Below are 15,032 nucleotides of genomic sequence, written 5' to 3'. Positions count from 1 at the left end.
CGATTATGTTTTAACACCGATTAAAATGATTTTATTGATTTCACCGATTATTTTTTTATTCCACCGATTTAAACGATTTCACCGATTATTTTTTGGTGCCGATTAAAATTTCCAAACACGAAAAATTTCTCCCGTCTTAAATTCGCTATGTTCCAGAGGCAGTTCAATAAAGGCATCTGTATCGGCTAAGTTAGCAAAATCACCCGAGCCATTGCCCTCAACCGGCGTGGCTATCAGCTGTGCGTTTTGGTTAAAGTTAAGCGTTACCTGTAAAAAGTATTGCAATGGCGGTGTAAAGTTAAAATCCCGAGCCAGCGCTGCATAAACCGGCGGCGTGGGCAGTAAACCCAGCGTTGCGTTTAGCCACAGCAGGAAGTACCGGTGCAGGCACATAAATGTGGCTACAGGGTTGCCCGGGAAAGCAAATACCAGTACGCCGCTTTGATGCCTGCCGAACCAAAAAGGCTTGCCCGGGCGTTGTGATACCTTGTGGAATAGCTTCTCAACCTGCAATTCGTCCAGGGCTTTCGGCACATAATCGAACTTGCCCATGCTTACGCCGCCGCTCAGCAATATCACGTCGTAATTTTGGATGCTGTGCGCCAACTGTTTCCGGGTTATTGCAGGGTCATCGGGGATATGCAAAATATCCGCATGTATGGCATGCTTGGTCAATACCGCTTTTACGGTATAGTTATTGGAGCGGCGTATTTGGTATGGTGTTGGCGTATCGGCAACATCAACCAGCTCATCGCCAGAGGAAATAATCATTACCCGCGGGAGTTTTTTTGCCTGCAAATGTGCCGCACCTACCGAAGCAGCCAGGCTGATAATTGCCGGCGTAACTTTTTGGCCTGCGGCAGCAACTACGTCCCCCTCTTGTTTATCACGGCCCTTGAGGTGGACGTTCTGTCCTTTTTTTACGGTATCTACTGTAATAGTGGCCTGCCCGTTGCGTATCTCAAGACATTCATAAGGTATAACCGTGTCTACCGAGGCATGCAGAGCCGCGCCGGTCATTATTTCGATGCAAAGGCCCTTGTCTTCTATACTGATAGGTTCATCGCCGGCAGCCTGGGTAGCTTTGATATGGAAGTTATTCATACCCTCTTCTACAGCCTGATGATTAATGGCGATGCCATCCATGGTAGCACGGTTAAATGGCGGCAAATCCCGGTCGGCTTTTAAATCGACGGCTAATACTCTTCCAAGCGCCAGCTCAAAAGGAACCGTTTCGGTACCGTAATCTTGGGTTTGCGCCAGTACGAATTTTTCTGCCTGTTGTACTGTGGTCATCTGCTTGTTTTTTAGCCGCCAATGGTTGCCATTGATTCATGGAAATCGGGGTTATCCTTTCGTTTTTGTTCGGCAACCCAGCCGTCTTTCTCACGATGATTAAAGGCTGTGTATAAGGCACCTACGATGGTAGTATTACTTTTACCATCGCGCATTAAGTCTTTGATATTCAACACGCCATCGTCGTATAGGCAATTTTTTAAAGTACCCTGTGGCGTTATCCTTACGCGGTTGCAGGTGCCGCAAAAAGTACGCGAATAAGCTGCGATAATGCCAATGCCGCCTTTATGACCGGGGACGTGGTAATTAGAGGCTGTGGCGTATAATGGGTCTGGCGCTTTCTGGATATCGGGATAAACGTTGCGTATCTCATCAAATATCCGCACATAATCCCACAGCACCCCGCTATAGTCGTGACCGTCGCCGTTGAAAGGCATTTCTTCGATAAAGCGGACACTTACCGGTAGCTCTTTGGTTAGTTGCACCAGCGGGATGATATCCTGTGTGTTGCGGCCGGCCATTACCACGGTGTTTATCTTCACTTCTATATCGTGCTTTAGCAATTCATCTAAAGTTTGCATTACGGCCGCAAATTCATCGCGGCGGGTGATGGCGAAAAAACGGCCGGCATCTAATGTATCCAGGCTAAGGTTTACCGAACGCACACCTATGGCTTTTAAAGCCGGAACGTGTTGAGCGGTCAGCACGCCGTTTGTGGTTATGCTGAGTTCTTTTAGTCCGGTGAGTTTAGAGAGTGCTGTAAGTAGCTGCATGATATCCTTACGCACGAATGGCTCTCCGCCCGTGATGCGTATCTTATCGATGCCCATCTTTACCAGCAATTCGCAGGCGCGCAGCATTTCTTCATAGGTCATCAGTTCGGCGCGGCTAAGCCATTCAAGGCCTTCCTCGGGCATGCAATAAAAGCAACGCAGGTTGCACTTATCGGTTACTGCCAGGCGCAGGTAACTAATTCTTCTTCCGTGATTATCTAGTAGCAAGTATTGATGGTATTAAAATTTAACAGTAGTACCAAGGCAATAGTTTGGGAGGTAGGGCACAAATATAATAAAGAACATGAATCGCGCTGATACGAATGAAATTAATGACACGAATTCTACGAATTTCAATAACAAGAATGCCACGAGTTTCTATCAGCAATTATGCTTCTAAAAATTCGTGGCATTCGCCCAAATCGGTGAAAATTCGTGTCTATTAAATTCCTGCTTATTTTATTTTACAGAGAACTTATAGATAGTTTGGGTTTTGTAAACCGCACCAGGTTTCAACACGGTAGTGGGAAAGCTTGGCTCGTTGGGCGAATCGGGGAAGTGTTGGGTTTCCATGGCAAAGGCTGTGCGGTGCGCGTCGGGTGTACCACCTTTCAGGCTGTTGCTGCCATTCATAAAATTGCCGGTGTAAAACTGCATGCCGGGCTCTTCTGTAAACACCTCCATCTTGATGCCGCTTTTGTCGCCAACAACCGTTGCGATTGGCGTGCTGATGTCGTGCTTGTTCAGCACGTAGTTATGATCGTAACCTTTGCCATCTTTCAGTTGGATATTGTCCTGCTCTATCCTTTCGCCAATTGCGGTTGCCGTTGTAAAATCGAACGGTGTACCTTTAACAGGCTCTATTTTCCCGGTTGGTATCAGCGTGCTATCTACCGGGGTGTAGTTATCAGCATCTATCTGCACCAAATGGTTCAGCGCAATGCCGCTACCCTGCCCGTTCAGATTAAAATAGGCGTGGTTGGTAAGGTTTACCGGGGTTGCTTTATCTGTAGTAGCCTCGTAGCTTATCTTCAGGGCGTTATCATCAGTAAGGGTATAAATTACTTTCACATTAAGGTTACCGGGGAAGCCTTCTTCCATGTCCTTAGAAAGGTAAGTAAACTCAACCGTCGCGCTGTCTATCTGTTTGGCATCCCATACCATGGCATCGAAACCTTTTTTGCCGCCATGTAAAGTGTTTGGCCCATTGTTGGTAAACAATTTGTATTCCTTGCCATCCAGCGTGAATGTGCCTTTTGCCAGGCGGTTACCATAGCGGCCAATAATGGCACCATAGTACGCTGAAGCGGCGCGTTGAAATCCCTCCAGATCATCGAAACCTAAAACCACATCGGTTAGTTTACCGTCTTTATCAGGTACCAGCAGACTTATTAAATGCGCGCCGTAGTTGGTAAGCGCGGCTTCTGCGCCTTTTTTATTCTTGAGTACAAATAATTCGGTTTTCTTCCCGTCTATCGTTCTTTCGAATGCGGAAGCTTCGGGTAATTTGACTGCGAGGGCGGTAGATGTGGTGTCGGCCATAGTATTGCTTTTAGGGGCAGATTGGTTACAGGCGGCTAAGATAGCGCTGCCAGCAATTGCCAGTGCCAAAATCGGTTTTTTTAAGGTGTTTTGCATAATTTTTATAAAAATTGGTCGGTTTATTTTCTTTGCGATGGCACGGCCATCGGTATTCCGGTACGTTGGGGTATACCGAAGTTTGGCGTACCATCTGCATTCCAGCTGAATTTCTGCATGCGTGGCGAACGAAAGCTACCACAACCCTGCCCCGGCATAGCGTTAGCGTGGTAGATGATCCAATCCTCCTTACCATCGGGTGATTTAAAGAACGAATTATGCCCGGGTGCATAAACGCCGTTTGCTTCCGATTTTTTGAACACGGGCTGTGCCGATTTCGCCCAGGATTCCGAGTCGAGCAAATCAGCATCGGCAGATGCCGTCAGCATGCCTAGGGCGTAAAAATCAGTCCAACAACCGCTTGCCGAATATATCAGGAACAGTTTTTTGCCATGCGCCAATATCTCGGGACCTTCGTTCACGTTTACATGTGGAGGGTTCGCGGCATCGTGCAGGTCGCCGTTCTTTTCCCAATCGTAAAGCGGGCTTGATATCTTAACCCGTTTGCCTTCTACCGTGTAAGGGTTCTTTAACTTTGCAATGTAAATATCCTGCTGGCCGTTTTCGTCGCCTTCCCAGCCGGCCCAAATCAAATACAATTTCCCCTTATGTTCGAATACCGAGCCGTCAATGGCCCATTTGTCGCTGTCGTCGTTAAGCTTACCTTTAAATACCCATGTGCCTTGCAAAGGGTCTGGCGAAGAATTTTCCAATACATATAGCCGGTGATGGTTGTTGTTGCAATCGTCGGCGGCGTAATAAAGGTACCACTTATGGTTTAGGTAATGGAGTTCGGGTGCCCAAAGCTCTTTTGAGTAAGGCGTGTTGGGCTCGGGTACCCAAACAGTTTTTTTTTCGGCTTTTGCCATTTCGCCCAGATTTTTGGTTTTCCATATCACCAAACTGTTTTGGGTAGAATTGGTGTAATAGTAATATCCGTCCTGGTAAATTACCCATGGGTCGGCACCCGAGGGCAGCAAGGGATTAGTAAAAGTACCGGACGGCTGGCTTTGGGCAAACATAGTCTGCCTCGCCGTTAAGGCAAAAAACAATGCAAAAAGTAATTTTATCCAGGTTGTTCTCATACTATCTTATCACAGCCGAATCGCAAATGTAGGTGGGTACTATGCCCGTGGAGGTCATGCGGGTTTGTGCATCGGCAGGCAGCGTATTGCCCGATAATACCAAAACTGTATCCAGCCCAAATTTGTTTCCGCCTAAAATATCCGTCTGTAGGGTGTCGCCTACCATCACAATTTCTTTTTTGCTGATGGGGCGGTACTCACGTATCAAATCATAAGCGAACATAAACATCTGCGAATCGGGCTTGCCGAAACGGATGAATTTCTTGCCTACTATCGTCTCCACCATAGCTGCAATACCGCCTATGGCAACTGCAATTTCGTTTACGTTTACCGGGTAGGCAAAATCGGTATTGGCTACGATGGCGGGTATGGTGCGCCTTCGCAGCAGATTTACGGTTTTGTTTAAATCATTGCACCAGTCAAAGCCCTCATCATCCAAAAACACCAATGCGTTCACTTTATCAAAGTTCTCTGCCGTTATCTGGCTCACGGGCAGGGTGTGCAGGCCTTCGCTTTCGATATAATGCGCCGAATCATCGGTACCTAAATACGCTACAATACCTTCATCAACTTTCAGGTCGAGGAACTCTTTAGTAAGCATTCCTGATGAAATGATCCTATCCGAAGTAATGGCGTGCAACCCTTTCTTATGATACGATTCGGCCAATTGGGCCGGACTGCGCGAAGCATCGTTGGTAACAATATAATACTCCTTGCCGCTTTCTTCCAGGTATTCAAACGTGCGCTCTATACCCGGCACCAGGCCACCATAGTTTTTGAGCACACCAAACGCATCGAAAAAAACCACCTCGTAATTATCTATTATCTCCCGGAAATCCTCTATTAGCCTCATTATAATCGGTTGTAAATGTTAAAAGAAAGTTCTGAAAATCGGTAGCACCAAGTAACAGTTGATAGGTATTGGAGAAGAATTGAGAGGAGTTGGGGAAGGTTGATTAAAGTTAGAAAGGTTAGAGAAGTTAAAAAGGTTGCATTACACTGATTATTTTAAAATGCCTGTAACCTTAGTTAATATTTTTAACTTTTCTAACCCTTTTAACTTTTCTAACTTCTTTAACCTTTCTCAACCCAGCTTCAGCGCTTCAATTATTTTTTCTGCATCAAAATCGCGGTCTACCGACGGCAGGTAAACATCAAAAGCTTCAGACTGTAGTTTTTTCGCGTATTGCTCATTAAAAAAGTGTTTACCGTCTTTTATCACGTAATTGAGGATGAAAAAGCGGTAAGCTTCTTTCATAAACCTAATCTCGTCGGCTGTTAGCGGATAAACTTTGTGGTACTCTTTTAAAAACGTGATAAATCTGTCTTCCATCATTGGCCCTATCACGTAGCTGAATACCGTGCGGTCGCCAACATCAGATACCACCCTGCTGAAGAAATAAAAATCCAGCACGCGGTAGCTCATCCTGAACCAGTCGTAATCCCAGCGTGAATATAGGTCATAATTAGGCGCGACGGAAAAGTTTCCGATGTTCCAGTCGATAAAAACCGGGATAATATCGAACGAGTGCATGTTGTATTTAGATCGGTTGCGCAGGAACAAATCGCAATGATATTTCAAGAAATCTACCTGCATAGCCGAACCGAAATCGCGTTCGTTAGTCTCCAGTTGCTGTTGCAGCGAATAGATATCCGTGCGCAGTGTTTTTGATGATTTTGGCAAAACGTTCTTTACCCTACAGCATGCTTTGTGGAATTTACCTAATTGCTGACCAAGCTTTTTGATCAGGTTATCATCCAGCCGCTTGGGCAACCTGTTCTGGATGCGCGTTGGGTTGTAAAACACCACCCAGGCATCTTCTTTACCGTGCTTATAGTGGTATATGTAAACGCGGTTGTTCTTCAGTAGCGACTTCGCAAGCAAATTCTCGAAAGGATATAACAAGTTGTTGCTCAGCGCATGGATGATACGGTGATCTTCTTTAAAATGTTCGAATTTACCGAATAACGATAATTTGGCGATGATGATATCCTCGTCATCGAAAGTAACACGGAAAACATGATTGGTTGACACCATGGCGCTGATATCTTCAACGCTTTTGATGGTTTTGGAGGCGTCATAGCCCTCCCACGCTTTTTTTATAATGATAGAAAAGTCCACTTGTGGTTATAATTGGTTTGCATAGTTATGCATTTTTACGATTTTAGTAACAAAATTTTTCTGTTGTGGTTTTTTTAACCACAGAGGGCGCGGAGGTTCCGCAGAGTTTCACAGAGACCTGTCAATTGGAGAAGGAGGGCTATTAATAATGCGTTTAATACCATCTTTCAGTTTAATTACTTTGAAATTTATTAGTAGGCCTAATTGATAATTACCAAGCTTTAAATAAGTTAGCGTTTGTGCTAAATGTATATCATTCAGTTGTTCTACACATTTTGTTTCGATGACAATTTTATTTTCAACCAAAAGGTCGAGCCGGTAACCACATTCTAATTTAACCTCTTCAAATATTAACGGCATAGGCTTTTCTTTTTCCACCATTAATCCCATTTTGAATAGCTTATAAAAGAGGCATTCCTTGTAAGCGCTTTCCAGCAAGCCAGGCCCTAATGCACTATGCACTTCCATCGCAGCTCCAATAATCTTACCTGTCAACTCGTTATCCGACATACAAATCTCTGTGTTACTCTGCGAATCCTCCGCGCACTCTGTGGTTAAAAAACTAAATTATTTCGAAATACCTCTTCAACTCCCAATCACTAACACTCTTGGCATACTGCCTATGCTCCCAGAAGCGGGTTTGGGTGAAGTGTTCCACAAAACCGGCACCGAAGAGTTCTTTGGCTATGGGGGAGTTTTGCATGGCTGTAGCTGAATCGAACAGGTTGGTATGCAGGCTGCCGTTGCTTTTATCCTGGTAGCCATTGCCCACGGTTGGGGCGATATCCAGCTTCAATTTGTTTTTGATGCCGTAAATACCTGATGCCAGGGCGGCGGCTATGGCCAGGTAAGGATTGGTATCTGAGCCCGGGATGCGGGTCTCGAGTCGGGTATAGCCAACTGAGGTATTGATAACACGGAGTGCGGTGGTGCGATTATCTACTCCCCAGGTAATAGTGGTTGGTGCCCACGCCCCTTCTACAAGGCGTTTATAACTGTTGATGGTGGGCGCATACATAGGCAGCAGGTGCGGCATGCAATAGAGCTGACCGGCAAGGTATTGCTTATGCAGTTCGCTCATCTTATGCTGATCGGTGCCATCGTAAAACAGGTTTTCACTCTGGTCGTCGCTCCAGAGGCTTTGGTGGATGTGCCCACTACAGCCGGGTAGGTTTTGGTTCCATTTGGCCATAAAGGTGGCGGTAATGCCATGCTTGCTGGCAATTTCTTTCACTGCTGTCTTAAATAGTACGGCCTTATCCGCTGCCTGCAAGGCTTCGCAATGCTCAATGGCAGCTTCGTAAACGCCGGGGCCGGTTTCGGTATGTAAACCTTCTATGGGGATGTTAAATTGAGTAAGCAGGTTAAACAGGTCATAATAAAAATCGCCGTTTTGCGAGGTGCGGAGTATAGAATAACCAAACATGCCCGGCGTTAAGGCCTCCATATTGGCGAAGCCTTTATTTTGCAGACTTTGCGGCGTTTCTTTAAAGTTGAACCACTCAAACTCCTGAGCGAACTCGGCATGGTAACCCATCGCTTTGCAGTCGGCAACGATATTTTTGAGCAAACTGCGCGGGTCGGCCGGTACTGTGTTTCCGTGCGGGCCGCTATAATCGGCCAAAAAGAATGGGATATTATCCTGCCAGGGAATGTTGCGCAAAGTACCCAGGTCTATATAACAAAGTTTATCGGGATAACCGGTGTGCCAGCCGGTAAGCTCAACATTATCGTAGCAGGTATCGTTACTATCCCAGCCGAAAACCACATCGCAAAAGCCATAGCCGGTTTTTAGGCCATCGAGGAATTTCTTTACGCTGATAACCTTGCCGCGCAAAACACCGTCGACATCGGCAAAAGCGAATTTGATTTTGGTTATATTGTTTTCTTTGATGTAGGTTGTTACCTGTTCCTGGTTCATGATGGCTTAGTATAAAATGGCAATTTAAGCAAGATAAATATAATATGACGGATGTTGCATAGCAGCCGCCTACAGTATTAGGGGTTGCAAAGATAATACGATAAACCAATCCGCATTCGTATTATTTTGCGCAAACCAAACAAGGCAATTTTGCTACCTTTAAACATGCCAACCCATCTGTTGTTTGTTTACGGCACTTTATTGCAAAAGGATAACGAATTTGGCATTTATCTTAAAAAACACTGCGCTTTTTTGAGTGCAGGCAAAATAAAAGGGCGGCTGTACGATATTGGCGAATATCCCGGCTTGATGTTCGACGCCGCGGGTTATTTTATTCATGGCAACATTTATAGTGTAGATACCGACGATGTATTGCAGGTACTTGATGCTTACGAAGGAGTTGGGCCGCTTGAAGATCAACCCAATTTATACCAGCGGATAAATTGCCCTATCGTTACAAATGATGGCGATAAGAATGCTTGGGTGTATGTATATAACTTACCCGTTGAGGGATCACCGGAGATTACCTCGGGCAATTATCTGGAATATATAGGGCAAAAAAAATCCCCCGGTAGTTAAGCGGGGGATATAAGATCAGTTAATAAAAAGGGGTATTATAATTTTGCTGATTTAACAGTTTTGATGATTACAGCAGCAACTTTGTATGGATCTGCAGCCGAGTTAGGGCGACGATCTTCCAGGTAACCGCTCCAATCGTGATCAACTGTGTAAAGTGGGATACGGATAGAAGCACCGCGGTCAGAAACACCGTAGCTGAAATCGGTAATAGAAGCAGTTTCGTGTTTGCCGGTTAAACGCAAGTGGTTATCAGCACCATATACAGCAACGCACTCAGCAACCGCAGGGCGGAATGCCTCGCAAATAGCGGTAAAAGTTTCTTTGCTGTTTGCAGTACGTAAAGTTGTGTTAGAGAAGTTGGCGTGCATACCAGAACCGTTCCAGTCTAAAGTACCCAATGGTTTGCAATGGTAGTTGATTGATACGCCGAACTTTTCGCCGATACGCTCTAGTAAATAACGGGCAACCCAAATTTGATCGCCGGCTTCTTTAGCGCCTTTTGCAAATATCTGGAACTCCCACTGACCGGCAGCAACCTCAGCGTTGATACCTTCAACGTTTAAGCCCGCATCTAAACAAGCATCTAAGTGCTCTTCTACAATGTCGCGACCGAAAGCATTGTTAGCACCTACCGAGCAATAGTAAGGACCCTGTGGACCTGGGTAGCCACCTGCCGGGAAACCAAGTGGTTTATTGGTTGCAGGATCCCAAAGGAAGTACTCCTGCTCAAAGCCAAACCAAAAATCGTTGTCATCATCCTGGATAAGTGCACGGCCATTAGATTCATGAGCAACGCCTTTTGAATCCAATACTTCGCACATTACCAGGTACGCATCTTTACGTTGCGGATCAGGGCATGTAAATACAGGTTTTAAAACGCAATCAGATGAACCACCTGGTGCCTGCTCGGTTGATGAACCGTCAAAGCTCCAGTTATCCAAATCTTCAACTTTACCGCTGAAAGATTTAACAATTTTAGTTTTGCTACGTAAGCTTTGTGTCGGTTTGTACCCATCCAGCCAGATGTACTCAAGTTTTGTTGCCATTTTTAATGAATTTTGTAATTTTAAGTTTAAATTATAGTTCTCGTTGAGCTTTCACTATGTTCTACAATGCGAATTTAATTCATTTTTACAAATATCATAGCGTTTTTTATAAAAATTATAAAAATTTACAATAAATGGCTTTATAAATTCATAAATCAATTAAATAACTATCAATTCTATGGTAATAGATAAGTAATTGATATAAAACAAAAGAACGCGCAATAATTTACTATGCGCGCATAATTAAAATTAATTGCTGCCTACCTGCAAAGGGTGGCTATTTACCCGAAACAACTCCCCAGTAGCAACCATTTCTAATCTTTTTCAGCAAAATGGTATCTGTTTTTAGTTCGATGGGCGTGTTTTTAGCCAACAAATAGAGTTTTGCCACGCTATTATCGTAAATATAAGTAGCCACCCGGTGCTGGGCCGGTATTTTGTCTATTACATCTACCCGTAAAGCATTAGTTGCCTTTGCTTGGTTTATGTCCTCACCCCCAATTTGCAGGTTTTTTACATAGTTTACAACGAATTTGATGTCTTTTTCGGTCTTTACAACCTTTTTGTAATTTTCATCTGCTTTTACAGCAGTAATGAGGCACTTTACACAGGGCTCGGCAATAGTAGCATTGCCGTAGTTTTTATCAGGGTTGTTTATCACACTGTCTTTCTTACCGTTGAGCGTAATTGCAGTTTTGCTTAGCGTATTAGATACCGGCTTGGGTTTACTGGTATTGTTGTTGCATGCGGCAACAAGCGCTATAGCAAATACGGATAATATGAATATGTTCCTGGCCATGGTTGGGTATGATTATAGTACATTATACAAGTGGCAAACCCTTTTGTGTGGAACAAGGCCAATACAAGCCTAACAAACTAAATTTTAAAATAGCTGTTTAAACCTTTTTATGACAGTTTTTTGGGCAAAATTTACTAAAATTGCCTGATTTATGGCGAATTCACCGTAACACGCACTATTGCCGCTCACCCTGGCAAGTGGTTTGGCTTTTTCGTCATCTACAGGCATAAATTTTCATCTTTCAAATAAATAATTGAGTGTATCTTTAACACATTCAATACTAACAATGAGCAAGGGCAATACAGTTTCAGATTCAACGGTTGATGTAGTTTTGATTGGCGCAGGTATTATGAGCGCTACACTTGGGGTAATGCTGAAAGAACTGCAGCCCGATTTGTCGATAGAAATTTTCGAAAGGCTGGATACCATTGCTGCCGAAAGTTCTGATGCCATGAACAATGCGGGCACAGGTCATTCTGCCTTTTGTGAGCTCAATTACACACCGCAGAAGAAAGACGGTAGCGTATCTGCCGAGAAAGCCGTGCAGATTGCCGAGCAATTTGAGATAACGAAAGAATTTTGGGCTCACCTGGTAGATAAGAAATTCGTTGGTAAACCCCAGGATTTTATCAGTAAAACACCGCATATCAGCTTTGTTTGGGGTGCCGATAATGTAGATTATCTAAAGAAACGTTTCGATGCCATGGCGAAGCATCATTTTTTTAAGGATATGCTATACTCCGAAAACCACGCGGAACTAAAAAAATGGATGCCGTTGGTGATTGAAGGCCGCGATGCCGGACAAAAAATTGCAGGCACTTATATGGATATAGGTACAGATGTAAATTTCGGTGCACTTACCTGCACTTTATTTAGTTGGCTGGAGCAGCAGCCTAACGTAAGTCTGGCCCTGAATCACGACGTAGACGATATCAAACGCGATAAGGATAACACCTGGCGCCTTAAAGTTACCGATAAAGCCAGCGGACAAAAGCGCAGGCTGAACGCCAAATTCGTATTCGTAGGTGCGGGTGGCGGTGCTTTACCCCTGCTGCAAAAATCGGGCATTGCCGAGAGCAAGGGCTTCGGCGGCTTCCCCGTAAGCGGGCAATGGCTGGTATGTAATAACCCGGCCGTAGTGGCAAAGCATAATTCCAAGGTTTATGGCAAGGCATCGGTAGGCGCGCCGCCTATGAGCGTACCGCATTTGGATACCCGTATGATCGGGGGCAAAAAAGCCTTGCTTTTTGGTCCTTACGCAGGTTTCTCTACACGCTTCCTCAAGAAAGGCTCGCTGTTGGATTTGTTCGGTTCTATAAAACTCAATAACTTATTACCACTGCTTGCCGTGGGCCGCGACAACTGGGATCTCACCAAATATCTTATAGGCCAGGTGCTGCAATCACCAACCGACCGACTAAACGCTCTTAAAGAATACTTCCCCGAGGCCGATGCTAAGGATTGGGAATTGGAGGTTGCCGGTCAACGCGTGCAGGTGATCAAAAAAGATGCTAAAAATACAGGCGTGCTCCAATTTGGCACCGAGGTAGTTACTGCGGCAGATGGCAGCATATCTGCCCTGCTGGGTGCTTCACCGGGTGCATCAACATCTGTACCTATTATGATAGAACTGATAGAGCGTTGCTTTAAAGACAAATTAAAAACCCCCGAGTGGCAGGCCAAGCTGAAGCAGATGATACCCTCCTACGGGCAATCACTTACTAACGACGAAGCATTGGCCGACGCAACGCGAGCGCGTACGAGCAAGTTGTTAGGGTTGGCTTAGGTAAAACCTTTGGATCTAATTTCGATTATTTCCCAAGGCTAAACGCTATGGGCACCGAATATTGCACACGTACCGGCTTTCCTTTTTGCATGCCCGGCAACCATGGTGGGCATGCCTTTATGGCCCGGATGGCTTCTTCGTCGCAACTGCTACCGATGCCGCGCAGCACTTTTATATTGCTTAGAGTGCCGTCTTTTTCTACCACAAAAGTAATGATAATGCGCCCTTGCACCTTGGCATTAAAAGCCGCAACAGGGTAACGAATAACGCGCGCTAAGTAACGTGCGAAGCCTCCCTCTCCCCCGGGAACTGCGGCTGCACATCTACAGATGTGTACACATCGGGCATGGACATATCAAAATCTGGGCCTGATATCAGCTTGACATTTTGATAAACTGCTTTTTCGGTTTTCCCATCGTTTATAGTGCCCATCCATTCTCCATCCTCGTGCCCATTTTTAACAGGCCCTTGTGCTACATATTCGAAATCGGCACTGGTTTTTATCCAGGTACCATTACCCTCTTCTGTCAGCACCTTGCCGGTAGAGTCGGAACATTGTTTAAGGATTGGGCCATTGGCGGTATAATCTATTACCGAATATAACTTACCGTTAGGGAAATAGCTGAGGCATTCGCCGGTAAGGTTGCCGTTATCATAGGTGCGGATGTACTTGCGGTGGCCGTTATGAAAGTATTCGATATATGGGCCCTGCAAGCCATTCTCTATATATGGCGAGTTGATATAAGTATGGGCCATAGCTTTGCGTCTGCCATCTTTAAATACATCATTCACGGTAATGAGGCCTTTATCAACCGTACTATCAGGCGGTAATAAAATCCTTACAAAATCGGCTGCCTCCTTGCTTTCGGCCATCTTGCCATTATTGTACATATAATACGCCGCGGTATCCCGTTTTTGAGCCTGCGCTGCCATGCCTATGCAAAGGCAAAGGCAAAAAAACAAGTTAATAAAAGCTCTCTTAGTCATTGGATAAGGCAAATGCTATGGGTACAGAAAACTGAACACGTACGGGCCTGCCGTTTTGAATCCCTGGCCGCCACGCAGGCGATAACTTCATTACACGAAGCGCTTCTTTACTCAAACTTTCGTCTGGCGAACGCAAGACCTTAATGTCCGTTAAGTGGCCATTAGCCTCTACCACAAAAGTTAAAATTACACGGCCCGTTATTTTATGTTCGCGTGCGTAATCGGGGTATCTTAAGGTGTAGCTTAGGAATTGACCAAACGCAGAATCGCCGCCGCCAAAACTGGGCTGTTGTTCAACTGCCTGAAATATCTGCCGAACATGCAATTGCTCGTTGGGCAAGCGCATTCCATTTTTATTCTGAATTTTATAGGTGGCTGTGTCGCCTGCAAATCTTTGTATCCAAATACCGTCTTCTTTTCCGTTAACAACAGCACCGGTAAATGTTTCCAAATCATCAAATGGGTTCATGTTTACCCAGCTACCGTTTCCATTATCCGCAAGCAATTTACCTGTTGAATCGAGGCAGGTTTTCAGGAATGCTTCACCACTATCATAGCTTATTACTCTGTAAAGTTTTCCGTTAGCGTAATAAGCGCTGTCGTTACCCACCTGCTTACCTTTTATGTATTGTTTTACTAACTTTTTTCGGCCACTCTTGTAATATTCAGTATATACTCCGTTGGCACCAGGCTCAAAATTCCTTTCACCACTGTATGATTTTGCCAGCAAACGAAGCGTTCCGTCGGGGTAGTAATCCTGTATTTCGTACATACCCGAATCAACTTTAATTATAAGTCGCAGAAATTCTGCAGTGGCTTGGTTCAGAGCCATATCATATTGGTTACGCATATAGTAAGCTGTTGAATCGTGCCGCACAGCATCTTTTTTCGATTTTTGAGCTATCGCAGCTAAACTCAGCAGGCAACTAAATAGCAGTATAGGTAAAGTTTTTATCATTCGATAAGGGCAATGGTTACATGAATTAAATATAGCAAATGT

The 15,032-nt window shown here is 44.8% G+C and carries 15 protein-coding genes; 2 read left to right on the top strand and 13 right to left on the bottom strand.

What is annotated here, in order from left to right; genetic code table 11:
* Positions 1–102 precede the first annotated feature (102 nt).
* The 8 genes from E2R66_RS04270 to E2R66_RS04235 all read right to left on the bottom strand — a co-directional run bounded on the left by E2R66_RS04270 (position 103) and on the right by E2R66_RS04235 (position 8,835).
* Positions 103–1,296: a molybdopterin molybdotransferase MoeA gene (locus E2R66_RS04270; protein WP_133227018.1), complete on the bottom strand. Its 1,194-nt coding sequence runs from the start codon at positions 1,294–1,296 to the stop codon at positions 103–105.
* Positions 1,297–1,307: 11 nt separating this feature from the next.
* Positions 1,308–2,297, bottom strand: a complete 990-nt coding sequence (gene moaA, locus E2R66_RS04265; RefSeq protein ID WP_133227016.1) for a GTP 3',8-cyclase MoaA — start codon at positions 2,295–2,297, stop codon at positions 1,308–1,310.
* Between the two features lie 231 nt (positions 2,298–2,528).
* Positions 2,529–3,707 (bottom strand): aldose epimerase family protein, encoded by a 1,179-nt coding sequence (locus tag E2R66_RS04260; RefSeq protein ID WP_133227014.1) that lies wholly within the window; start codon positions 3,705–3,707, stop codon positions 2,529–2,531.
* Positions 3,708–3,730: 23 nt separating this feature from the next.
* Positions 3,731–4,792, bottom strand: a complete 1,062-nt coding sequence (locus E2R66_RS04255; protein ID WP_204985860.1) for a glycoside hydrolase family 43 protein — start codon at positions 4,790–4,792, stop codon at positions 3,731–3,733.
* Between the two features lies 1 nt (position 4,793).
* On the bottom strand, positions 4,794–5,645 hold the full coding sequence (locus E2R66_RS04250) for an HAD-IIA family hydrolase (RefSeq protein ID WP_133227012.1): 852 nt from the start codon (positions 5,643–5,645) through the stop codon (positions 4,794–4,796).
* A gap of 231 nt (positions 5,646–5,876) precedes the next feature.
* Positions 5,877–6,914 (bottom strand): aminoglycoside phosphotransferase/kinase family protein, encoded by a 1,038-nt coding sequence (locus E2R66_RS04245; RefSeq protein ID WP_133227010.1) that lies wholly within the window; start codon positions 6,912–6,914, stop codon positions 5,877–5,879.
* Between the two features lie 108 nt (positions 6,915–7,022).
* Positions 7,023–7,424, bottom strand: a complete 402-nt coding sequence (locus E2R66_RS04240) for a GxxExxY protein (protein ID WP_133227008.1) — start codon at positions 7,422–7,424, stop codon at positions 7,023–7,025.
* A 52-nt stretch (positions 7,425–7,476) separates the two neighbouring features.
* Positions 7,477–8,835, bottom strand: coding sequence for a glutamine synthetase family protein (locus tag E2R66_RS04235; protein WP_133227006.1), 1,359 nt, complete (start codon positions 8,833–8,835; stop codon positions 7,477–7,479).
* 165 nt (positions 8,836–9,000) lie between these two features.
* Between E2R66_RS04235 and E2R66_RS04230 the strand changes: the two genes are divergently transcribed.
* Positions 9,001–9,414 carry a gamma-glutamylcyclotransferase family protein gene (locus tag E2R66_RS04230; RefSeq protein ID WP_133227004.1) on the top strand — a complete coding sequence of 138 codons (414 nt, stop codon included), beginning with the start codon at positions 9,001–9,003 and terminating at the stop codon, positions 9,412–9,414.
* Between the two features lie 35 nt (positions 9,415–9,449).
* On the opposite strand, the gene E2R66_RS04225 is transcribed toward E2R66_RS04230, so the two are convergent.
* Positions 9,450–10,460 carry a glutamine synthetase beta-grasp domain-containing protein gene (locus tag E2R66_RS04225; protein WP_133227002.1) on the bottom strand — a complete coding sequence of 337 codons (1,011 nt, stop codon included), beginning with the start codon at positions 10,458–10,460 and terminating at the stop codon, positions 9,450–9,452.
* 277 nt (positions 10,461–10,737) lie between these two features.
* Positions 10,738–11,259 carry a hypothetical protein gene (locus E2R66_RS04220; RefSeq protein ID WP_133227000.1) on the bottom strand — a complete coding sequence of 174 codons (522 nt, stop codon included), beginning with the start codon at positions 11,257–11,259 and terminating at the stop codon, positions 10,738–10,740.
* A 277-nt stretch (positions 11,260–11,536) separates the two neighbouring features.
* On the opposite strand from E2R66_RS04220, the gene E2R66_RS04215 reads away from it, so the two are divergent.
* Entirely contained in the window at positions 11,537–13,045 is a 1,509-nt protein-coding gene (locus E2R66_RS04215) for a malate:quinone oxidoreductase (protein WP_262710291.1), read from the top strand.
* A gap of 25 nt (positions 13,046–13,070) precedes the next feature.
* On the opposite strand, the gene E2R66_RS04210 is transcribed toward E2R66_RS04215, so the two are convergent.
* Genes E2R66_RS04210 through E2R66_RS04200 form a run of 3 tightly spaced genes read right to left on the bottom strand, consistent with a single transcriptional unit; the run spans position 13,071 to position 14,990 of the window.
* Positions 13,071–13,310: an energy transducer TonB gene (locus tag E2R66_RS04210; protein ID WP_262710290.1), complete on the bottom strand. Its 240-nt coding sequence runs from the start codon at positions 13,308–13,310 to the stop codon at positions 13,071–13,073.
* Positions 13,311–13,318: 8 nt separating this feature from the next.
* A complete protein-coding gene (locus tag E2R66_RS04205; RefSeq protein ID WP_133226994.1) occupies positions 13,319–14,032 on the bottom strand; it encodes a toxin-antitoxin system YwqK family antitoxin in 714 nt (237 codons plus the stop codon).
* Positions 14,025–14,990 carry an energy transducer TonB gene (locus E2R66_RS04200; protein ID WP_133226992.1) on the bottom strand — a complete coding sequence of 322 codons (966 nt, stop codon included), beginning with the start codon at positions 14,988–14,990 and terminating at the stop codon, positions 14,025–14,027. The genes E2R66_RS04205 and E2R66_RS04200 overlap by 8 nt, the downstream gene beginning before the upstream one ends.
* Positions 14,991–15,032 lie beyond the last annotated feature (42 nt).

The organism is Mucilaginibacter psychrotolerans, from assembly GCF_004519315.1.
Taxonomy (GTDB): Bacteria; Bacteroidota; Bacteroidia; order Sphingobacteriales; family Sphingobacteriaceae; genus Mucilaginibacter; species Mucilaginibacter psychrotolerans.
The sequence above is the reverse complement of the archived record's forward strand: the minus strand, read 5'-3'. Positions and strand labels throughout refer to the sequence as shown.